The organism is Pseudomonas sp. Irchel s3a18, assembly GCF_900187535.1.
GTDB lineage: Bacteria > Pseudomonadota > Gammaproteobacteria > Pseudomonadales > Pseudomonadaceae > Aquipseudomonas.
Genome location: NZ_FYDV01000023.1, coordinates 19,090 through 38,847, shown reverse-complemented (window position 1 = coordinate 38,847; position 19,758 = coordinate 19,090). Strand labels below are relative to the sequence as shown.

Sequence of the window (19,758 nt, the reverse complement as noted above, 5' to 3'; positions counted from 1 at the left end):
ACGCCGGTTACTGTTCGGGTGCAACCACGCGAAAGCGGATGTTGATCTCGTTGGAGACCACCCCGAAATCCGCCCACTCACCCTCGCCGATGTCGAAGTCGGCGCGCTTGAGGATGAAGTTGCCATCAAAAATGCCAATGGCACTGTCCGGCTTCAAGGTGATCTGTGCGCCCACCTTTCGGGTCAGGCCCTTGAGTGTCAGTAACCCTTCGACCTGATAACGGTTATTACCCAGCGCCGTCACCCGGCTCGAGACAAACCGGGCCTGCGGGTAGACGGCCGTGTTGAACCAGCCCGTTTTTTTCAGTTCGCTGTTGGCGTCACGGTTGCCGACATCGATGCTGTCCAGATCAATGGTCAGCGCTGCACGGGCCGCCGCCGGGTTGGCCGAGTCGAAGTCGATGGTCGCCTCGAACCTGCTGAAGGTGCCATACACCCGCGACCCCATCTGGTGGTAGGTGAAGGTGATCTGGCTGGCAGTCGCATTCACCTGCTGGTACCGAGCCGCGTCGACACCGATCGGCACCGCGAAGGCCAGCATGACCAACCAGGCACTTGCGCGCGCAACTCGATCGCTCATGGGAGGCTCCAAAGGGTGAGCGGGCTCATGGGTGAGGTTTTTGCCGTCCGGGCAGCATGCGCTCAAGCACCTCATCACGGTCAACGAAATGATGCTTGAGCGCGGCACCGGTGTGGATGACCACCAGCGCCAGCAGCAGGTAATTCAGCGCCTGGTGCAACACTATGAGGCGCTCCCCCAGCCCGACGTCCCTGGCCAGCAAGTCGGGTAACGGCAGGACGCCGAACCAGGAGGTCTGGAAGCCCAGGGCTGAACTCATCAACCAGCCGCTCAGTGGAATGGCGAGCATCAACCCGTACATCAATCCATGGTTGATGTGGGACGCCAGCCGCAACACCGGGGCCACCGTGGCGGGCAACGGTGGCGCGGGGTGGCTCAGGCGCCAGCCCAACCTGATCAGCACCAGCAGGAACAGGGTCACCCCGGCCCATTTGTGCCACGCGTACAGCTTCAGCTTGGTGGGTGACAGGGCAAGATCGGGCATGTAGAGACCCAGCGCAAAGGTACCGATCAGCCCCAGCGCCACCAGCCAATGCAGATAAATCGCCGTGCGGGTATAACGATCATTCATGAGCGCTCCGTGACGACCGACGCGGTGCCCGATGCAACGACACTGCCTGACGAGGTTCGCTACATTGTTGATCCGTACCGGTGCCTGTGCAAATCCAATAAGCAGGCCTTGCCCTAATACCGATCAGTTAAGGAGATGAGGTCGAATGTGTAGGAGCGAGCGTGCTCGCGATGAACTCAAGAGCAACGCGCTTAATCAGAAAACACGCGCTATCGTTAACGTCCATCGCGAGCACGCTCGCTCCTACAAAGTTCGGCGCTCGCTTAACTGACTGGCATTAGGCCTTGCCCCCGGTATTGTGGTTAAAATGCCGCCCCCTCACATTGCTGGCCCCTGCTCGATGAACCCTGACGCCCTCGCCACCCTGCACCACCACTTGTTGACGGCCCTGGCAGCGATACCCGATGAAACCCGTCGCCTGTTTCACGGCCGGGGTCGCTGCTGGCCAGGGCTGGAGCAACTGACCGTCGACTGGATGCAAGGCATCGTGCTGGTCGCGTTGTTCAAGGAGCCCGAGCCGCAACAGCTGGAGGCGCTCAAAGCGCTGCTGATGCAGATCAGCCAGTCGCCCGAATGGCAGCAGTCCGGCGCCCACTCCTTGCTGCTGCAACACCGCTACCTGCCGCAAAGCACCACCGAATGGCTACTGGGGCAGGAAGTCGAGGAATGGACGCTCACCGAGGGTGGCCTGCGCTACCGGATTGACCTGGGCAAAAAGCAGAACAACGGACTGTTCCTGGACATGCGTTACGGGCGCAATTGGGTCAAGGCCAATGCTCAGGGCAAACGGGTCCTGAACCTGTTCGCCTACACCTGCGGCTTTTCCGTAGCGGCCATCGAAGGCGGCGCCGAGCATGTGGTCAACCTGGACATGTCCCGCGCCGCCCTGAGCCGGGGCCGTGACAACCATCGGCTCAACGGGCATGACCTGGGCAAAGTGAGCTTTCTCGGTCACGACCTGTTCAAGTCCTGGGGCAAGGTCATCAACAACGGGCCTTACGACCTGGTGATCATCGACCCGCCATCCTTTCAGAAAGGCAGCTTCCTGCTGACCAAGGACTACCAACGCGTACTGCGCCGCCTGCCGGAACTGCTCAGCCCCCGGGGCACGGTGCTGGCCTGCATGAACGACCCGGCCTTCGGTCCGGACTTCCTGATTGACGGCGTCACTCGCGAGGCCCCCGCCCTGCACTTTGCACAACGCCTGGAAAACCCGCCGGAGTTTCCCGACACCGACGTGCAAAGCGGCTTGAAGGCCCTGGTGTTTACCCTGGCTGAGTAAGTGCGCAAACCGCCTGCGTCGAAGTGCTAAACAACCCGCTCAGGATAACGATGCGCAGATCATCATGCTGACCGGGATGTCTGATTGAAGGGCACCGCCTGTCGGTCCATGGGAATGGCTGCTGGATAGTGCTTACATTGAGTAGATGCTGTTCACTCGACTGCAGCCCCCGCACCTGCAGGCAGAGCCCTTGCACTTGTCCAGCGGCACGGCGTCGGTGCGGGGCATGAATACCCGGCCGGGCACTGGTTGGAGACAGGACATGAAAATCGTCGTTATCGGCGGTACGGGCCTGATCGGCAAAGCGCTCTGCAACAAACTGCACGAGATGGGCCATGAAGCCCTGGCCGCATCGCCAAGTCGGGGCGTCAACACCCTCACCGGCGAAGGGTTGCAAAGCGCCTTGCACGACGCCGAGGTGGTGGTCGACGTATCGAACTCACCGTCATTCGAGGACGTCGCCGTCCTTGCCTTCTTTGAAACCTCCGGACGCAACCTGCTCAAGGCCGAGGCCGCCGCCGGCATCAAGCACCATGTGGCGCTATCGGTGGTGGGCACCGAGCGGATGCTGGACAGTGGTTATTTCCGGGCCAAGATGGCTCAGGAACAACTGGTCAAGGACTCGGGTATCCCCTACACCCTGCTGCGGGCCACGCAGTTTTTCGAGTTCATCGAGAGCATTGCGCAATCCGGGTGCGAAGGCAGTTGTATCCGGCTGACCACCGCCGACCTGCAACCGGTCGCCTCGAGTGACGTCGCGACGGCACTGGCGAAAATCGCCGTGCAGGCACCCGCCAACCAGACCCTGGAGGTAGCCGGTCCCGATCGCTGGCCGCTGGTGGAATTTGCCCGGGTATGGCTGCACCACAATCACGATCCGCGCCAGGTCGTCGCCGACGATAAGGCCCATTACTTCGGTGCGCAGATCGATGACTTGTCCCTGACACCCGGAAACCAACCGATCATCGGACCGACCCGCTTCGAAACCTGGCTGAAAAGCCAGGCCTGACGGCTCAGCCCCCCGTTGAGGGAGGCCCGATGCCGGTGCTGGCGGTGGCGACGAAAGCGGGTTGATTCAGCGCCTCGCCCGCCAGCACCCATTGCAGGAACGCCTCGCACGATAGCGGCGCAGAGAACAGATTGCCCTGCCCGACCTCATACCCCTGGGCCTGGAGAATGTCACGCTGGACGGCATGCTCGATACCCTCGGCCACCACCAGCAGGCACAGCCCCTTGCCAATGCCGATGACCGATTCGCTCAAGGCACGACAGGAACCATCGCGCTCCAGATCGTCGACAAAACTCTTGTCCAGTTTCAGCTCACTGATCGGCAGATGGCGCAGGTACCCCAGGCTGGAGTAACCCGTGCCAAAGTCATCGATGGCCAGGCGCACACCCAGTGCATGCAGGTCCCGCAGGGTTTGTTCCGGACCCGGGCTGCTGGACAGCAGTACGCCCTCTGTCACTTCCACGCACAAGTCGGCAGGCTGCAACGCCCATCGCTGCAACTGCTGGGCGATCTGCCCCGCCAGGTTCAGATTTTGGAAATTGAGCGGAGACAGGTTGATCGACAGGGAAGGCACCGTCACCCCTTGTCGACGCCACTGCGCCAGGTGCTCGCAAGCCTCCTGCAGGACCCATTGGCTCAGGTCGTTGATCAACCCGCACTCCTCCGCCAAGGGTATGAACCGATCGGGCGAGATACTGCCCAGGGTCGGATGGTTCCAGCGCGCCAGTGCCTCGACACCCACCAGGCGTCCACTCTTCAATGCCACTTGTGGCTGATACACCAGCACCAGCCCATCGTTGGCCAGGGCGTCACGCAGCGCGGTCTCCAGCATCAAGCGCTCCAGGGCAATCTGGTTCATTTCCTCGAGAAAGAAACGGAAGCTGCCAGGTTCCGTGCGCTTGGCCTGGTACATCGCGATATCGGCACACTGCAGCAGGCTCTCCATATCCTGCCCGTCACCGGGGAACATGCTGATGCCGATACTGGCCGACAGCACCACGGGGGTGCCGGCAATGCTGGCCGGTAAACCCAGGACCATTTTCAGCCGCTCAAGAAAGCCGGTGACCCGCATGGCATTGATCCTGGGCAGCACCAGCACGAACTCATCGCCGGACAAGCGCCCGGCGATGTCCGACTCCCGAAGCACACTGCGCAAACGCTGCGCCATGACTTGCAGCAACTCGTCGCCGGCGGCGTGCCCCAGGGCATCGTTGACCTGCTTGAAGCGGTCCAGATCGATAAACAGCACCGCAAGCTCAGCCTGCTCCTGCTCCACCTCGACCAGGCAGCGTTGGGCTTGAGCCAGCAGGAAGTCGCGATTGGGCAGGCCGGTCAAGGCATCGTAGAAGGCCATCCGGCGAATGGATTGCCGGGCCTCTTCACGTTCCAGCGCCAGCATGCACAGGTGCGTCCCGGCCGTGACCAGGTGTGCATGCAGCGGATCCGGTGCGCGGCACTCCCTGAAGTACAGCGCAAAGGTGGCCACCACCCGTCCGGCGCCATTGCGCACGGGAATCGACCAGCACGCGCGCAACCCTGCCTGTTCGGCCAGCGACCGGTATTGCGCCCACAACGGGTCGTGATCGATGTCGGTGACCAGCACCGACTCGCCGCGATAGGCCGCCGTACCGCACGACCCGGCCACGGGCCCTATGGACAGGCCTTCGATTGCCCTGGAGTAGTCCGTCGGCAAACCAGGACCGGCCAGCGGGTGCAGGACCCCATCCGGGTCCACGCTCAGGATCGAGACGATGACTTCAGGCGCAATGCGCTCAATCTCCTGGCACAGCAGGGTCAACACGTCTTCCAGCGGTTCCTCTTTCAACAACGCCCCGATGACCTTTTCCTGTAGCACCTCGTGCAGCTTTGAGCGGGTAATGTCGGTCAGCACGATCACGATGTTGTCGACCTTACCTTGGGCATCGAACACCGGGGTGGACGAAACATGCACCCACAACCGCTGGCCATTGCGCTTGCTGATCAGCGCAATGGCTTCGCTCGACTGCCCCAGCAGCACTCCTTCCAGCGCCGTTTGAGCAGAGGTGTCAGCCAGACCGTCGGCAACAAAGAACATCATGGGCGAATGCCCGATCACCTCCTCGCGCCCATACCCCAGCAATTGCACGAGCCCGTCATTGACATAGATCAGGCGCGTATCGGCGTCGACGATGCAGGTGGCCGAACTGGTGACATTGACCGACATCGACAGCAAGCGGTGCTCGATATCGTTCAACCGTGCCTGGGTAATGTCCTTGAGGAAGGCGGCATACAGGATCCGGCCCGGCAAGGTGATCTTCGAGATGGACATGGCGCCCCAGCGCTCTTCACCATCCTGGCGCGCGATGCGCACATCGCGGCTGACCCCGACGATCTTGTTGACCCCGGTCTCGCGGTTCGCGCTGACATAACCATCGTGGTGGGCGCGTATGGCCTCGGGCACCAGCGAACTGACATTGCTACCCAGCACGTCCAGGCGAGGACAGCCCCAAAAGCGCTCGGCCGCGGCATTGAAAAACACTACGTTGTTCAGGTCATCAATGACCACCACTGCATCCACTGCCTGTTCCAGGGTCTGCACGAAAAAGTCTTGCGCATCCCGGGCACTTGCCAGCCTGACTCTGGTGTCCATTGCTGTCACTTGTTCAAGCCACCACTGACCCGCATCCCTGACTGCAGGTGGGGCGCCATAAGAACCCTCAGCACTGGAAGGAGTCCTTGATCGGAGTAACGCTAAATGCTGTTTCCTACTAATGAATAGCGGGGTTATTCACTTTGGTACGACAACAACGGCACCGTTCTGCCGGTGCAAAATCACAGAATAGTCGCGAAATGATGGCCCTATCGGAAATAGTCAGGCAGCTCGTCAGCCCGCGCAAATACCTGCGCTGCATGCGACTAGCGGTACTTGAGCCCGCCCCCCCATCTTTCTACGATAACTTTACGCAAGGGCTTGAGTGCTCCAGCCGTTGCGTGAGTGGCGAGTGTTCTGAACCCCAATCAAGCTCGCCACTGGTTCCACGTGCATCTTGAGCCTCTGGGCTCTACTTCCTCCCCATCAAAGAGCTTTGAGGCTCTTTTTTAGTTGCACGAAACCCGAAAAGCATAAAGCCCGGCACAGGCCTGGGCTTTTTTTCACCTGTGTCACGCCCTGAACACGGTTTACACCTGTCTGAGGACGAGACACCTTGTGACGCGGAACATCAGCGTATGTCCCGCCTTCAAGCGTCGTGGGATGCGCCGTGCAAGCGGGCCTGCACGAACGCCCTGGCCTTGGTCGCCAGTTGATCCAGATGCCGGTCGCGCTGTTTCTCGGCATCGAGCATCGCCCGTTTGCCGTTCTTTTGTAGCAGATAGGTATGAATCTGCCGCACCTCGGTGGAGCTGTAGATCGGCGTCACATCCAGCACCCCCATCAAGCCGTCCGTGACGTGGTCCCGGGTGTTCATCAGCACCTGGTGACCGCGGGTGCCCAGCACCTGAAAGCCCAGCGCTTCGAAATACGGCACCTTGCCCACGGCACAGGTCAGTTCGGCATGGGGGTAGCGGCCAAGCATGTCCTGCACCATCGCGCGGGCAATGCCTCGGCGCCGATGACTGGCGTGCACGGCCAAGAAGGCCACGCCGCAGGCCTGGGGATCATCCTTGACCGGCAGGTACAGCAAGAAGCCGAGCACCTTTGACGGATCCTCCTCATCCATCGCCGCGATCAATTCGACCGCAATGCCTTTGGAGCCATCGAGGGCCTGCAGGTAGAGATGAACCTCATACCCCACCGCATATTGATAGACGGCAAACAACGGGTTGCTTGGCGGTAAAGCGACGGCGCTGATATCGGTCAGATTGTCGACGACCATCTGCAGAATCTGATCATTGACGTGCTCGGAGCACGGCGCAGCAAAGTGGTTGATCGTGAACATCGGCGGTCTGGCTCCGAGGGTTAAGACGTTGAAAGTGGGCAGTGTCATGAGGGGGCATCTCGTCGGCACCGGTTACGCCTTGGCCTTCACCACGGCTATCCACTCAGGGTTCAACCGGGTCTGCTCGGTCTCGAGCCCCTGCGCCTCCATGTTGGCCTTGTGCTGGTCCATCTCGTGCACCATCTGGCTGAGGCTGCTGGTGTTGCCGTCCAGTTGATGCATCTGCGCCAGCCCCAGGTGATAAAAACGCAACAGCTTCATCGCGCTCGGGTTGCCGGCCTGCACCGCATCGGTGACCTGGTGCATGACGTTGGTGACGCTCATCAGGCTGCGCTTGAGCTGCCAGCCGTACACCGCCGCCGCCATCCAGGGCTGGGACCAGAATTTGAGCTTCATCAGCGCGGCGCTGATGACCACGGCTGCAATGACGCCGCCCAGGTTGTAGCGGAAATTGTCGCCACCGGGCTCACCGAACACCATCACCGCCAGCGTGGACAGCGCCATCGCCAGCGCAATGAAGGTCGCGGCAATGATCAGGGTGCTGCGACGCGTCTGCTGGCGAAAGGTCTCGGGGTTCCACGGTTTGATCTCGAACATCACGGCAGCGCTCTTTGGCTAGGTTGAAAACAGGATTGCGCGGCATTATCGCCCGTAGCGCCCGATACAGACACGTTTAATGCACGGCAAGGCTCACACTGCGGAATCGGTCGAGGACGCTCGGTCGACGACTGGACCGGGAATTGAACAGCGAGGGCCTGAGACACCCCCGGTTGATACGTCGCGGATACATGACCCGAGCCGGCTGTATCCAGATTGTTACCTTACCGGCCCGGTTGTCACTTCTGCGCCGCGCGACAGGCCAATAGAGTAGTGCCGTCGGTATGTTTGCAGGGAAGTGAACACTTGTCGGCCCTGCTACCCGCCGATCCCCCATCACGGAAGAGGTGACATCATGAGTTTCGTAACCGTTGAGAAAAACCAGAGCAGTGCCCCTTCAGAGGCCGATCTGAAAAAAGCCATGGTCGAGTCGGGCGGCAAACCGGGCGAGGTCACCGGGAACAACGCCGCCCGGACCCTGACCTACACCGGCACGGTCAATCACACCGTGTATGAAAACAAGCTGATCGAGGTCGCCAAAGGCAAACGAAACAGCTGGAACTTCGTCTGGGCCGATGCGCGGGTCAGTAGCCCAGCGCACTGAAGCCACGGTGGGGCGGTTGCACGACCGCCCCGCTGTTTTTCACCACACAGGTCCCGGCGAGGCCCTCCCGGTACACATTCCCGTTGGTGCAACACCGATATGCAGCATACCGCCGGGACAATCTTGCGCTTTCCCCCCACCACTCAGCACGCGTCTCCCCTGGCGAAATAGCCCGTCAGCGACTGACAGATAGACTCCGCCAGGTCTTCCTGGGCGGCGATGCCGCAGGGCTGATTGCGATCGAACTGCGCTGACCAGCGAATCCGGCCTTGAGCCACATCAATCAGGCGCAATGACGCCCGGACCCGGGTCGGCTCCACCCGCACGCTGCCTTCCAGGCAATAGCTGCCACGCCCGGCCCGCACCGTGTCCGGTACTTTCACACTGTTGCGCGGCACCTTCATCAGCACCTGACTGGTACCGCTCTGCGACTGCTCGAACGACTCGAACAGCCGGCAGCTCAACTCTTCGCACAGGCCCCGGGTAAAGTCGTCGCCATCGTGGGTGATGCAGGTAAACGGTTGGACGTGTAGAACAGGATGACGAGGGCTGACCCCCTTGGGACGCAGCCGCTGGTAAGCCAGCCGATAACAACCGGCCGGAATGCTCAGGCGTACGGTTTCCTGTTGGCCGACGGTGGCGTAATGAGTGGCGAGCTTGCGTCGCAACCGGCCCACCTGCACCCGCACCACCGGATCGTCGCCCGTGCAGTAGACCGCCGGATCACGACGAAATACCGCGATACCGATGGCGTGCTCGGTCAGGGGAATGTTCAAGCATTGCGGGTCATGCTCCACCAGAAAACGCAGCAGGCTGCCCATCCGCCTGGACCTGGCGAACGAAGGACTGGCCAGCAGTGACACCAGCACCTGCTCAAGCTCTTCATGACCGAGCGGCTCAAGAATACCGTCCGCACTCGAATCGACCCTGCACTTGATCACCATCGACTGCCTCCTTGCAGGTTGCCGACAGTCGCTCCCACCTCAATGGAAGCGGAGGTTGAAACCGAGGACACGCCCTCAACGTCTGGCCATGGACTGGCACGGATGCAGCCAACTCGAAGCTTAGCAGCCGTAGCGCAAGGGGGAAGATATTGTGGCGATTGCCACCCCCCTCATTGGCATAGGCACTCCCCGGCACCCGGGACCAGAACTGCTAAGCTTGTGACGAGGGTCTGCGGCGCTTGCCAGGATGCTGGTGCACGCACACGCAATGGTTTTCCTGGCAATGACACGGTGGGCTGACGAAACCGACGCATGACCCGGTCCTGTGCCCAAGCGAGTCAGACTTCGTTGAGCAAAGGAGTGGATATGGCTCCCGGCACCAAGCGCTCTGGCAAAAACTCCCCCCGCAAAGTAAAGGACACCGGGGACGAGCCGGTCTTTCGCTCACGCAAGGAGCGCCTGAGCGCAGGCGAGCAATTACGCGAGGGCGTGCCACATTCGGCGCACGCCGTATGGAACCCGCCGCGCAAACATCGAAACCCTCTCGAGTTGCTCGAGCAGTCCAACCGCTATCGACTGCCCGATCTGGTGCCTGTGCGCTACGGGCGCATGTTGCGCAGTCCATTCACCTTTTTACGGGGCTCTGCGGGGCTGATGGCCCATGACCTGGCCACGACCCCTCTCACCGGCATTCGGGTGCAAGCCTGCGGGGATTGCCACCTGTTGAACTTCGGATTGTTCGCGACACCCGAGCGCAATCTGATTTTTGACATCAACGATTTCGACGAAACCCTGCCCGCCCCCTGGGAATGGGATATAAAACGCTTGGCGATCAGCTTTGCCGTGGCCGCACGCGACAACCGACTCAGCGATAAAGAGGCACGCAGCGCCGCCGTCGAATGCGTTCGTGCTTACCGTGAGCACCTGCGCAAACTGTCGAAGCTGAACCCGCTGGAGGTCTGGTACGACTGCCTGGACGCGCAAGCGATCATTGATCTGGCACCCAACGCGGAAGTTAAAAAATTTCGCGAGCAAATGATCGCAAAGGCCAAAATCCGGATAGGCGATTACCTCTATCCCAAGATCAGTGGCGAAGTAGGCGGACGGCGACGACTGATCGATCAGCCGCCCATTCTGTTTCATGTCTATGAAAAGGGCTTTCTGCAGCGAGTGCAGATGGCGCTGCAAGATTATCGATTGTCCCTGCCCCATGAACGGCGCGTGCTCTTCGATCGTTACCGCCTCGAAGACATTGCCGTCAAGGCGGTCGGGATCGGCAGCGTCGGTACCTATTGTTTCGTCGGTCTGTTCTTTTCCGCGGAAAACCACCCTTTGCTCCTGCAATTCAAGGAAGCCTGCCCCTCGGTGCTGGCGCCCTATGCCGGCAAGAGCGACTACGAGAACCAGGGCCAGCGCGTTGTCACCGGACAACGACTGATGCAGTCCTCCAGCGACATCTTTCTGGGCTGGACACGAGGCCGCAATGGCCGGCATTTTTTTGTCCGCCAGTTACGGGACATGAAAATGTCAGCGCCGATTGAAGGGGGCACGGCCTCCCGAATGAAGCTGTACGCCGACCTGTGTGGTCGTACCCTGGCCCGCGCCCACGCCAAATCGGGAGACTCCGCACTCATCAGTGGGTATTTGGGCAAGACGGACACCTTCGACCAGGCCATCGGCAAATTTGCCATAAGTTATGCGGATCAAAACGCGAAAGACCATGCCGCACTGCTGGCTGCGGAAAAGTCCGGACGGATCCAGGCGCTGAGAGAAGAAGAGTGAGCCCAGATCAGCCTGGCAGGCAACGGGGTTTCTGGATGGGCGCAATGGGCCGCACCCCTTGATCTCCCAGAGAGTTGAAGTGCGCGGTACAGGTGCCGACATTCGTCTCCAGCCGCACCGCGCAGCGACAACCGCTTCCCGAAAAGATCGACCACGTTCAGGCCCCGACAGCATCGTGGGGCGCTATCCACGTCAACTACTGATACTTGACATCCCGCGCGGTATCGCGCGTGTCCTGCTTGGTGTCGCGCTTGTCCTGGCGACATTCGGCACGGTTCTTTTCATCACCCTCTTTGCACGCTTCCTTGGTTTCCCTTGCTGCGTCGCGTCCTTCCTGCTTCGTATCCCGCGACTCCTGCCGTTGATCAGCCTGGTCGGTCGCGTAGGCCGTCAGTGGCATCCACTGCGCGCCTGCGGCGATGGCCAGTGTCGCCAGGGCAATCAAGTAGTGCTTGCCCATCATGATTTTCCTCCTGTTCAAGAGTACTCAATCACTGTGCTCCCCGAGCATCGGCCGTACACGGCTGGGCGGGGATATTCTTTGCCTCACAAACCGAAACTGCCTCGTTGTCAGTGCCTGGAATTTAACGATAGGTCGACATCGGCAGACCCGCAAGGGAGTTGATGTCGCACGCCGTAGCGGGCTGTTCTTCAATGTCCGGGGACGATCCTGCTGCCTTCTACCAAAGGGGTTTAGGGCGTCTTTGCCAGGAGCAGGAGGGGCTTGATTGCTGTCCACTCGGCCCCTCGATACTCCCGATTGCGGTTTGGTCACAGGCCCGGATTTCTACAGAGGCAACCCTGGCCATTCATAGGGGAAGCGAACGGTCTTGAATGACACGCTTCATCACAAGGGTGGAGGTCAATCGCTGGACGTTGGGTAACGTGGAAAGGCGCTCATCATAGAGCTGTTGAAAGGCTGGCAGGTCGCGGGTGATGACGTGAAGCAGATAATCGGGCTCGCCAAAAAGCCTTTGAGCCTCGACGATCTGGGGTATCTGCTCAAGCGCCCCTTCGAATGCTGCAACCGCCTGGTGATCACCCTCGCGCAGCGTCGCAAACACCATTGCCGAAAAGTTCAGGCCTAGCGCGCTGGGCGAGAGCTGCGCGCGATAGCCCTGAATCACGCCCGCCTCCTCCAGCGCACGCACTCTTCGGTGGCAGGGAGACAGGCTCAGACCGACCCGTTCTGCCAACTCGGTAACCGACAATCGTCCATCAACCTGAAGTTCGGCAAGAATCTTCTGATCAATCCTGTCCATATAAAATTATCTACCTTTATTAAGTATTTACATTGGAATAATAGAGAAAATATTTTAAGCATATTCAATTATTCTTTCCGTGAACTTTATAACCACTGGTCGTCCGCCTTTGCCTGGATGAGGTCGGACGCTGCCTTGATTTCTACGAGAAAGAACAATGCGAACCCCCGCTGAGAACACCCGAGATGACTCGATAAAAGCCACTTCCGGCTGTCGATCAGGCCAGAACAAGAACTCGTACAGCAGCAGAAGGTAAGACAGGCATGAGTCTTGGTATTTTCGCCGCGTTCTGGGCGGTGTCGTTCTTGTTCGTGATTACACCCGGGGCGGATTGGGCCTACGCGATACCGGCCGGCCTGGTGGGTCGTGTCGTGATGCCCGCCGTGGCCGGATTGTTGATTGGACATCTATTGGCAACGCTGATCGTGGCGGCCGGTGTCGGCGGCCTGGTTGCAAGCAACCCCATTGCCCTTTCGATACTGACCGTTGCCGGTGCTGCGTACCTGCTTTGGCTGGGAATCAACATGCTCTTGCATCCCTCGACACCTCGCGCCGGGGAGAACCAGGCATCCGGCTCCTGGGCACGCTGGACCTTTAAAGGTGCCTGCGTGAGCGGTCTGAACCCCAAGGTTTTCCTGCTGTTTCTCGCCTTGTTGCCGCAGTTCACCGACCCGACGGCTTCCTGGCCGGTGCCGATGCAGATCATCGCGCTAGGACTGCTTCACGCCTTGAGTTGCGGCGTGATCTACCTGTTGGTGGGTTTCGGCTCTCGAGCCGTATTGCAGGCGCGCCCCGTGGCCGCTCAAGCAGTCAGTCGGCTCTCGGGAGCAATCATGATCATGATCGCCGTACTGTTGTTAATCGATCAGATCCTGCGCTGACCGTCATCTCCAGAATCTGCCGAGCTGCGTCGACATGCGCGGCGTGCTACTTGGCGCTGCCCGCATCTTCACCTCCAAGGTAAAAACAGGCTACTTTCCATGGGCCGGGCATTCTTTGCAGATCGATAAGACAAGGGACTTCAATGAAAAGCTTTAGACAGCGTGCAGCCGAAGGGCTTCAAACGGGCGATAGCTTCACCCTCTCCCGCCGCTTCTCGCAGGATGACATCCAGCGCTTTGCGCAGATTTCCCGCGACTACAATCCGGTGCATTTCGATGCGCATTTCGCCGAAGCCCGTCACTTCAGAGCACCGGTATCCCACGGTCTGTTGACCGCCAGCCTGGTGACCGAAATCGGCGGCCAGATCGGCTGGCTGGCGTCGGCAATGACATTCAACTTCAAGCGCCCCGTCTATGCTGGCGATACCGTGACATGCCATTGGGTCATTGTGAGCACGGATGAAAAAGGCCGTGCAACGGCGGTGATCACCCTCACCAACGAGGACGGCATCATCGTGCTGGAGGGAGAAACCCGCGGGGTTTTACCAGGCGCGAAGGAGCAGGAACTCCTGGTGCAGATGCTTGCCAAGGGCGATCCCACAAACGGGGTAACGCACGCCAACTAATGAGCGTTATGGATTGGAAGCTGCCCCTCATGACTGGCGGCTAATCGCCCTTGGTTTTCTAGACGCTGTGACGGGCTGCAATGGGTTGTGGATTGCAGCCCTTGGCAACAGGCCACTTTCGACCAAAAGTAGCCGGTGGTCGTTGCATTTCGCTTGTCTCCGGCGTTTGGCTAAGCTTTATAAATCGGGGCGAATTGAACCTGAGTGATAGCGGCCATCAGCAGATCTGGATTGGCATCAAGACGGTACTCCCAAAGGAGACGACTATGTATGCGGTTATAAGAACCTACTTGGGTACTGGAGCAAAGCAGCTTTTCGAGCTTTTAGAAAAGCGCCAAGCCGACGTCGAAGCTACCCTGCGGACAGTGCCTGGCCTCGTAAGCTACACACTGCTCAATACGGGTGATGGCGGTACGTCGGTGACTGTTTGCACGGACAAGGCCGGCAGCGATGCGAGCTTGAAAGTCGCGCGTGAGTGGATTCAGAAAAATGCCTCGAGTATCCACGCGGATCCGCCGATCGTAACGGAAGGTCCAGTCATTGTGCAGATCAAATAGCGCGCCCTTGCGATTGATCTCACGACACTATCGCTGTCGCAAGTTTTGAAGGAAGCCAGACGAGGACGGCCGGTAACAAAGTATTCCGTTCGGTGATGACGTTCAGTGCTCGTTAAACCTGCGGGGCTCATCAAGATGAGTCCCGCAGACTGTTCTGAATCCCCCGACAAGCCTTCTGCATTAAGCCGCTGCTTAAAGCGGCGGTGTGCCATCGTGAAACATGGTCTTCAGTTGTGCGCGTAACTCTGGCGAATCGATGTGTTTGTGAACCAAAACCGCATGCTGCGCGGCGGCATCCAGCAATTCTTGTTCAGAGTCGGCACACAGTGCGACAGAACACTTGGTGTCACTTGGAAATTCGCGGCAATCGATGTATTTGCGCGCCATGATGTTCTCCTCCATACGAAGGCAGGCCAGCGCCTGCGTGAACGACCGCTCGACACGCCACGGGGTACATCGAACACAATTGCGCGTCGCATCAAGTGTGATTATCCCTGAAGTATAGGTCGGTCAAAGGATCGCTGAAGGCGTTCCGCCATGAGGCGCCAGACCTGCCGAAAGAGACAAGCCTGGCGAAGCCCTACGCGCAGTGCCAGTATGCGTTGGAGTTATCTGCATTTTCCGGGTGCGCACCATGGCCACCACCGAACGCTTGCCATCACTGACCGCCAGCCGTCTGCGGGCCTTGCACCGAGAGGGTTTCGTACTGCTGCGCGGCGTGCTGGATAGCGCCCAGATCATCACGCTGCGCACTGCAATTGATTGCCTTGATCCGCAGCACTGGGACTACAGCGGCCTGCTCGATCATTACAAGTGCGTGTTCAACCGCGACCCGTTGTGGCTACCGTTTCTCGATCTGGGCGGGATCATCGAATTGGCCGAGGCTGCCCTGGGAGAAGACTGTCACATCATCGGCCAGACTGCCTGGCGCTGCCATCCGGGCTTTGTCGGCGCCGAATTGCATGTGGATTACCTGGCGATGAAGCTGCCGCAAAGCCTGCTGGCCGACCCCGCCTTCGAGTTGCCGATGCAGATCTGCACCGCGCACCTCTACCTGGACGATATCGATACCGAGCTCTGCCCCACCCGGGTGATCCCGGGTAGTCACCGAGCCGGCCGGCCGCCTGCTCGTGGCGAAAGCCAGTGGCAGGGCCATACGGCGCAACCGGTGCTGTGTTCGGCCGGGGATGTTCTGATGTTACGCAGCGAGCTGTGGCACGCCGGTAGCAACAACCGAACCCTCGACCGCACGCGCTACCTGTTGCAGGTGCATTACGGCCGACGCATGGTGGCGCAGAAGTTCTCCCCCTATCTGCACTGGCGCTTCAACCCGACGGTGCTGGCTGCCGCCACGCCACGTCAGCGGCGCTTGTTAGGAGAGCATCAGGAAGCGGAATACGACTGACCCGATCGCACACTGTACGCAGAACCGCCTGCGCGCTTGACCCGTCAAGGGGTTTGGGCTCTTTCGGTCGTCGCTCCAGCGATTATGATGAGAGGGCACACCACTGCAGCCCCCCACCGCTTTGAATATCAGAAGTTAGCCGGCGTATTCGCGCTGATAATCTCCGCCTCGTCCGCCCCGATATTGCGGAACCGATGCGGCAAGGTCGTCGGAAAGTAATAGCCATCCCCGGCATTCAACACACTCACCTGGCCGTCCACCGTGAGTTCGACGGTACCGCGCGTTACCAACCCGCACTCCTCGCCTTCGGTGTGCACGATCGGTTCTTCGCCCGAGCTGGCGCCCGGTGCATATTGTTCGCGCAGCAAGCGCATCTGCCGGCTGGGTACGGAGGCGCCGATCAGCAGCAGGCGCAGGCCGTGGCGGCCGAGGTCGGGTTGCTCGTTGGCGCGGAAGATGTACTGGTGCTCGCGGGGCGGCTGGTCGAAGGTAAAGAAGTCGGCCAGGGACATGGGAATGCCCTCCAGCAGCTTCTTGAGTGAGCTGACAGATGGACTGACGCGATTCTGTTCGATCAGGGAGATGGTGGCATTGGTGACGCCGCTACGCCGGGCCAGCTCGCGCTGGGACAGTTTGTAGCTTTCGCGTACTAATTTGAGTCGAGAGCCCGTGTCCATGACAGCCTTATGTGAGAACAACTTAAGGGTAATGTGGGGTGGATGGCGGGCGACTTCTGTCGCGAAATGCGCCGTTCCTCTGTCCCGAAGACGTGAAGGCGGCTATTAAATCACGTTTGCCCCCCACCGCTCAGCAGGTTCGGTAAAGGGTCCGTAAAAAATCCGACGGCCTCAATCAGCAAGGCCGTCGGTGAGGTTGAAACTAGATGCCGAAACGGTCACGCATGGCGTAATACACCGCGCCCATGGCGGTCAGCGGTGCCTGGAAGGTGCGGCCGCCGAACATCGGCATGTGCGGCAGGGACGCAAACGCATCGAAGCGTTCGGCATCGCCGCGGATCATTTCCGAGATCAACTTGCCAGCCAGGTGCGAGCAGGTCACGCCGTGGCCGCTGTAGCCCTGCATGTAGTAGGCATTTTTCTCGATACGGCCGAACTGCGGCATGCGCGACATGGTCAGCAGGAAGTTGCCGGTCCAGCGGTAGTCGATCTTCACGTCCTTGAGTTGCGGGAAGGTCTTGAGGATTTTTGGCCGGATCAGTTGCTCGATGTCGTCGGGCTCGCGGGCACCGTAGACCACGCCGCCGCCGTACAGCAGGCGGTTGTCGGCGGTCAGGCGGTAGTAATCGAGCAGGTAGTTGCAGTCTTCGACGCAGTAGTTGTTGCTGATCAGGCTCCTGGCCACTTTCTCGGACAACGGCTCGGTGACCACGATCTGCGAACCGCAGGGCATGCTTTTACGGGTCACACGGTTGTCGAGGTCCTGTGGCAGGTAGGCGTTACCGGCGATCAGCAGGTACTTGGCGCGCACCACGCCCTTGGCGGTCCGGACCACAATCGGCTCACCGTAGGTAATTTCCACGGCCGCCGACTGTTCGAAGATTTTTCCGCCCAGGCCGATGATGGCGGCGGCCTCGCCCAAGGCCAGGTTCAGCGGGTGTACGTGACCGCCCTGCAAGTCCAGCAGGCCGCCGACGTAGTTTTTCGAACCGACTTCCCTGGCGATTTCGGCGGCATCGAGCATGCGCAGGTTGTGGTTGCCGTAACGCTCCCAGCTGCTTTTCTGCTCAGCCAGGCCTTTGAGCTGCTTCTTGTTCAGCGCGGCAAAAATGCCGCCGGGCTTGTAGTCGCACTTGATGTCGTACTGTTTGATGCGCGAACGAATGATGTCGGCACCTTCGAAGATCATGCTGCCGAGCACTTCGGCGGTTTTGTCGCCATAGCGCTGCTCGATGACATCGACGTCGCGGCTGTAGGAGTTGACCAGTTGCCCGCCATTGCGACCGCTGGCGCCGTAACCGACCTTGGCGGCTTCCAGCACGGTGACGCTGTAGCCCGCTTCGCTGAGAAACAGGGCCGACGACAGACCGGTGTAGCCCGCGCCGATAACACAGACATCGCACTCGACCAGCTCTTCGAGCACCGGAAAATCGAGGGTCTCGTTGCGGGTCGCGGCGTAGTAGCTGTTTACGTGTTTTTGCATGATTGAATTCCCGAGCGGTCGCACGCCGATGCCTGCAACCGCTGCTGTGTAAAAGGTTAGAGCTTGATCCAGGTCGCCTTGAGCTCGGTGTACTTGTCGAAGGCATGCAACGACTTGTCGCGACCGTTACCCGATTGCTTGAACCCGCCAAACGGCGCCGTCATGTCGCCACCGTCGTACTGGTTAACCCAGACGCTGCCGGCCCGCAGGCCACGGGCGAAGGTATGGGCCTTGCTCAGGTTGCAGGTCCAGACCCCGGCTGCCAGTCCGAAGAGGCTGTCGTTGGCAATGTGCAGGGCTTCTTCAACGGTGTCGAAGGTGATCAGCGACAGCACCGGGCCGAAAATCTCTTCCCGGGCGATGGTCATGGCGTTGGTCACGCCATCGAAAATCGCCGGCTCCACGTACAGGCCACCGGTGTCTTCGAGGGTGCGACGTCCCCCTGCGATCAACTGCCCGCCCTGCTGCTTGCCGACTTCGATGTAACGCAGCACCGACTCCAGCTGACGCTGATCGACCACCGCGCCCACGTTGGTGTCCGGGTCCAGCGAATGCCCGGGCTTCCAGGCTTGCAAGGCTTCCACCAGCAGCGGGATGAACTGCTCGCGAATCGAGCGTTCCACCAACAGGCGCGACCCCGCAGTGCAGACTTCACCCTGGTTGAAGGCAATGGCACTGGCCGCAGCCTGTGCTGCCGCGCGCAAATCCGGCGCGTCGGCGAACACCACATTTGGACTCTTCCCACCCGCCTCAAGCCAAACGCGTTTCATGTTGCTTTGCCCGGCGTAGATCAGCAGTTGCTTGGCAATTGCCGTCGAGCCGGTGAAGGCCAGTACGTCGACGTCCATGTGCAGGGCCAGGGCCTTGCCGACGGTGTGGCCGAAGCCCGGCAGGACGTTGAACACCCCTTTGGGGATGCCCGCGTCCAGCGCCAGCTGAGCGATGCGAATCGCGGTCAGCGGTGACTTTTCCGAAGGCTTGAGGATGAACGAGTTACCCGCCGCCAGCGCCGGGGCGAACTTCCAGCTGGCCATGATCAGCGGGAAGTTCCACGGCACGATGGCTGCTACTACGCCGGACGGTTCCCGGGTAACCAGGCCCAACTGGTCGTGCGGCGTGGCCGCGACTTCATCGTAGAGTTTGTCGATCGCCTCGGCGCTCCAGCGGATCGCATTGGCGGTCGCAGGAATGTCGATGGCCATGGAATCGCTGATGGGCTTGCCCATGTCCAGGGTTTCCAGGAGCGCCAACTCTTGCTGGTTCTCCAGAATCAGATCGGCGAAACGAATCAGGATGCGCTTGCGCTCGGCCGGGGCGAGTTTGGCCCAGACACCGGACTCGAAGGCCTGGCGAGCGACCTGCACGGCGGCATTGGCATCGGCTTCGTCGGTGCTGGCGACGTTCGCCAGAAAGCGCCCGTCCACGGGGCTGATGCATTCAAACGTATCGCCGCTGATTGCCGGGCGGTATTGGCCGTCAATGAATGCCCGACCTTCTATGGATAAGGACTGAAAGCGTTGCTCCCAGTCGCTGCGAGTGTTTGTCATGGTTGTGACTCGACGCAGAGAAATAGGTGATCGT

At 60.2% G+C, this 19,758-nt stretch carries 20 protein-coding genes; 8 read left to right on the top strand and 12 right to left on the bottom strand.

Features of this window, described 5'->3' with window-relative positions:
- Nucleotides 1-7 precede the first annotated feature (7 nt).
- Both CKW29_RS23230 and CKW29_RS23225 read right to left on the bottom strand, forming a co-directional pair.
- Complete coding sequence (locus CKW29_RS23230) at nt 8-580, bottom strand: YceI family protein (RefSeq protein ID WP_095149188.1); 573 nt, start codon at nt 578-580, stop codon at nt 8-10.
- Nucleotides 581-605: 25 nt separating this feature from the next.
- Nucleotides 606-1,151 (bottom strand): cytochrome b, encoded by a 546-nt coding sequence (locus CKW29_RS23225; protein ID WP_095149187.1) that lies wholly within the window; start codon nt 1,149-1,151, stop codon nt 606-608.
- A 340-nt stretch (nt 1,152-1,491) separates the two neighbouring features.
- Here CKW29_RS23225 and CKW29_RS23220 point away from each other — a divergent pair, with 340 nt between their 5' ends.
- Both CKW29_RS23220 and CKW29_RS23215 read left to right on the top strand, forming a co-directional pair.
- On the top strand, nt 1,492-2,433 hold the full coding sequence (locus tag CKW29_RS23220) for a class I SAM-dependent methyltransferase (RefSeq protein WP_095149186.1): 942 nt from the start codon (nt 1,492-1,494) through the stop codon (nt 2,431-2,433).
- Nucleotides 2,434-2,695: 262 nt separating this feature from the next.
- The gene (locus tag CKW29_RS23215) at nt 2,696-3,442 is read left to right on the top strand and encodes an SDR family oxidoreductase (protein WP_095149185.1); all 747 of its coding nucleotides are present in this window, start codon (nt 2,696-2,698) and stop codon (nt 3,440-3,442) included.
- Between the two features lie 4 nt (nt 3,443-3,446).
- Here the strand turns inward: CKW29_RS23215 and CKW29_RS23210 are convergent, their stop codons facing one another.
- The 3 genes from CKW29_RS23210 to CKW29_RS23200 form a co-directional block, all read right to left on the bottom strand.
- Nucleotides 3,447-6,071 carry an EAL domain-containing protein gene (locus CKW29_RS23210; protein WP_095149184.1) on the bottom strand — a complete coding sequence of 875 codons (2,625 nt, stop codon included), beginning with the start codon at nt 6,069-6,071 and terminating at the stop codon, nt 3,447-3,449.
- Between the two features lie 589 nt (nt 6,072-6,660).
- Nucleotides 6,661-7,359: a GNAT family N-acetyltransferase gene (locus CKW29_RS23205; RefSeq protein ID WP_095146860.1), complete on the bottom strand. Its 699-nt coding sequence runs from the start codon at nt 7,357-7,359 to the stop codon at nt 6,661-6,663.
- A gap of 72 nt (nt 7,360-7,431) precedes the next feature.
- The gene (locus tag CKW29_RS23200; RefSeq protein ID WP_095146859.1) at nt 7,432-7,956 is read right to left on the bottom strand and encodes a DUF3087 domain-containing protein; all 525 of its coding nucleotides are present in this window, start codon (nt 7,954-7,956) and stop codon (nt 7,432-7,434) included.
- A 355-nt stretch (nt 7,957-8,311) separates the two neighbouring features.
- On the opposite strand from CKW29_RS23200, the gene CKW29_RS23195 reads away from it, so the two are divergent.
- Nucleotides 8,312-8,560 (top strand): hypothetical protein, encoded by a 249-nt coding sequence (locus CKW29_RS23195; RefSeq protein WP_095146858.1) that lies wholly within the window; start codon nt 8,312-8,314, stop codon nt 8,558-8,560.
- A 143-nt stretch (nt 8,561-8,703) separates the two neighbouring features.
- On the opposite strand, the gene CKW29_RS23190 is transcribed toward CKW29_RS23195, so the two are convergent.
- Nucleotides 8,704-9,504 (bottom strand): hypothetical protein, encoded by an 801-nt coding sequence (locus tag CKW29_RS23190; protein WP_095146857.1) that lies wholly within the window; start codon nt 9,502-9,504, stop codon nt 8,704-8,706.
- A gap of 609 nt (nt 9,505-10,113) precedes the next feature.
- Between CKW29_RS23190 and CKW29_RS23185 the strand changes: the two genes are divergently transcribed.
- Nucleotides 10,114-11,286, top strand: a complete 1,173-nt coding sequence (locus CKW29_RS23185; protein ID WP_371850805.1) for a DUF2252 domain-containing protein — start codon at nt 10,114-10,116, stop codon at nt 11,284-11,286.
- A 196-nt stretch (nt 11,287-11,482) separates the two neighbouring features.
- Here CKW29_RS23185 and CKW29_RS23180 read toward each other — a convergent pair whose 3' ends face one another.
- Nucleotides 11,483-11,749, bottom strand: a complete 267-nt coding sequence (locus CKW29_RS23180) for a hypothetical protein (protein ID WP_095146855.1) — start codon at nt 11,747-11,749, stop codon at nt 11,483-11,485.
- Nucleotides 11,750-12,095: 346 nt separating this feature from the next.
- On the bottom strand, nt 12,096-12,548 hold the full coding sequence (locus CKW29_RS23175; protein ID WP_095146854.1) for an Lrp/AsnC family transcriptional regulator: 453 nt from the start codon (nt 12,546-12,548) through the stop codon (nt 12,096-12,098).
- 263 nt (nt 12,549-12,811) lie between these two features.
- On the opposite strand from CKW29_RS23175, the gene CKW29_RS23170 reads away from it, so the two are divergent.
- The 3 genes from CKW29_RS23170 to CKW29_RS23160 all read left to right on the top strand — a co-directional run bounded on the left by CKW29_RS23170 (nt 12,812) and on the right by CKW29_RS23160 (nt 14,612).
- Nucleotides 12,812-13,429 carry a LysE family translocator gene (locus tag CKW29_RS23170; protein ID WP_095146853.1) on the top strand — a complete coding sequence of 206 codons (618 nt, stop codon included), beginning with the start codon at nt 12,812-12,814 and terminating at the stop codon, nt 13,427-13,429.
- A 143-nt stretch (nt 13,430-13,572) separates the two neighbouring features.
- On the top strand, nt 13,573-14,055 hold the full coding sequence (locus CKW29_RS23165) for a MaoC family dehydratase (protein ID WP_095146852.1): 483 nt from the start codon (nt 13,573-13,575) through the stop codon (nt 14,053-14,055).
- 266 nt (nt 14,056-14,321) lie between these two features.
- Complete coding sequence (locus CKW29_RS23160) at nt 14,322-14,612, top strand: hypothetical protein (protein WP_095146851.1); 291 nt, start codon at nt 14,322-14,324, stop codon at nt 14,610-14,612.
- 192 nt (nt 14,613-14,804) lie between these two features.
- Here CKW29_RS23160 and CKW29_RS23155 read toward each other — a convergent pair whose 3' ends face one another.
- The gene (locus CKW29_RS23155) at nt 14,805-14,999 is read right to left on the bottom strand and encodes a DUF1059 domain-containing protein (RefSeq protein ID WP_095146850.1); all 195 of its coding nucleotides are present in this window, start codon (nt 14,997-14,999) and stop codon (nt 14,805-14,807) included.
- A 247-nt stretch (nt 15,000-15,246) separates the two neighbouring features.
- On the opposite strand from CKW29_RS23155, the gene CKW29_RS23150 reads away from it, so the two are divergent.
- Nucleotides 15,247-16,017 (top strand): phytanoyl-CoA dioxygenase family protein, encoded by a 771-nt coding sequence (locus CKW29_RS23150; RefSeq protein ID WP_095146849.1) that lies wholly within the window; start codon nt 15,247-15,249, stop codon nt 16,015-16,017.
- A gap of 128 nt (nt 16,018-16,145) precedes the next feature.
- Here the strand turns inward: CKW29_RS23150 and CKW29_RS23145 are convergent, their stop codons facing one another.
- From CKW29_RS23145 to CKW29_RS23135, 3 genes are all read right to left on the bottom strand, one after another.
- Nucleotides 16,146-16,694, bottom strand: coding sequence for a cupin domain-containing protein (locus CKW29_RS23145; protein ID WP_095146848.1), 549 nt, complete (start codon nt 16,692-16,694; stop codon nt 16,146-16,148).
- 202 nt (nt 16,695-16,896) lie between these two features.
- Entirely contained in the window at nt 16,897-18,180 is a 1,284-nt protein-coding gene (locus CKW29_RS23140; protein ID WP_095146917.1) for an FAD-binding oxidoreductase, read from the bottom strand.
- Nucleotides 18,181-18,233: 53 nt separating this feature from the next.
- Nucleotides 18,234-19,724 carry an aldehyde dehydrogenase gene (locus tag CKW29_RS23135; protein WP_095146847.1) on the bottom strand — a complete coding sequence of 497 codons (1,491 nt, stop codon included), beginning with the start codon at nt 19,722-19,724 and terminating at the stop codon, nt 18,234-18,236.
- Nucleotides 19,725-19,758 lie beyond the last annotated feature (34 nt).

Bases quoted from the DNA above. Each gene is read 5' to 3' on its own strand.
- CKW29_RS23230 (WP_095149188.1), bottom strand. From the start codon at position 580: ATGAGCGATCGAGTTGCGCGCGCAAGTGCCTGGTTGGTCATGCTGGCC.
- CKW29_RS23225 (WP_095149187.1), bottom strand. From the start codon at position 1,151: ATGAATGATCGTTATACCCGCACGGCGATTTATCTGCATTGGCTGGTG.
- CKW29_RS23220 (WP_095149186.1), top strand. From the start codon at position 1,492: ATGAACCCTGACGCCCTCGCCACCCTGCACCACCACTTGTTGACGGCC.
- CKW29_RS23215 (WP_095149185.1), top strand. From the start codon at position 2,696: ATGAAAATCGTCGTTATCGGCGGTACGGGCCTGATCGGCAAAGCGCTC.
- CKW29_RS23210 (WP_095149184.1), bottom strand. From the start codon at position 6,071: ATGGACACCAGAGTCAGGCTGGCAAGTGCCCGGGATGCGCAAGACTTT.
- CKW29_RS23205 (WP_095146860.1), bottom strand. From the start codon at position 7,359: ATGTTCACGATCAACCACTTTGCTGCGCCGTGCTCCGAGCACGTCAAT.
- CKW29_RS23200 (WP_095146859.1), bottom strand. From the start codon at position 7,956: ATGTTCGAGATCAAACCGTGGAACCCCGAGACCTTTCGCCAGCAGACG.
- CKW29_RS23195 (WP_095146858.1), top strand. From the start codon at position 8,312: ATGAGTTTCGTAACCGTTGAGAAAAACCAGAGCAGTGCCCCTTCAGAG.
- CKW29_RS23190 (WP_095146857.1), bottom strand. From the start codon at position 9,504: ATGGTGATCAAGTGCAGGGTCGATTCGAGTGCGGACGGTATTCTTGAG.
- CKW29_RS23185 (WP_371850805.1), top strand. From the start codon at position 10,114: ATGTTGCGCAGTCCATTCACCTTTTTACGGGGCTCTGCGGGGCTGATG.
- CKW29_RS23180 (WP_095146855.1), bottom strand. From the start codon at position 11,749: ATGATGGGCAAGCACTACTTGATTGCCCTGGCGACACTGGCCATCGCC.
- CKW29_RS23175 (WP_095146854.1), bottom strand. From the start codon at position 12,548: ATGGACAGGATTGATCAGAAGATTCTTGCCGAACTTCAGGTTGATGGA.
- CKW29_RS23170 (WP_095146853.1), top strand. From the start codon at position 12,812: ATGAGTCTTGGTATTTTCGCCGCGTTCTGGGCGGTGTCGTTCTTGTTC.
- CKW29_RS23165 (WP_095146852.1), top strand. From the start codon at position 13,573: ATGAAAAGCTTTAGACAGCGTGCAGCCGAAGGGCTTCAAACGGGCGAT.
- CKW29_RS23160 (WP_095146851.1), top strand. From the start codon at position 14,322: ATGTATGCGGTTATAAGAACCTACTTGGGTACTGGAGCAAAGCAGCTT.
- CKW29_RS23155 (WP_095146850.1), bottom strand. From the start codon at position 14,999: ATGGCGCGCAAATACATCGATTGCCGCGAATTTCCAAGTGACACCAAG.
- CKW29_RS23150 (WP_095146849.1), top strand. From the start codon at position 15,247: ATGGCCACCACCGAACGCTTGCCATCACTGACCGCCAGCCGTCTGCGG.
- CKW29_RS23145 (WP_095146848.1), bottom strand. From the start codon at position 16,694: ATGGACACGGGCTCTCGACTCAAATTAGTACGCGAAAGCTACAAACTG.
- CKW29_RS23135 (WP_095146847.1), bottom strand. From the start codon at position 19,724: ATGACAAACACTCGCAGCGACTGGGAGCAACGCTTTCAGTCCTTATCC.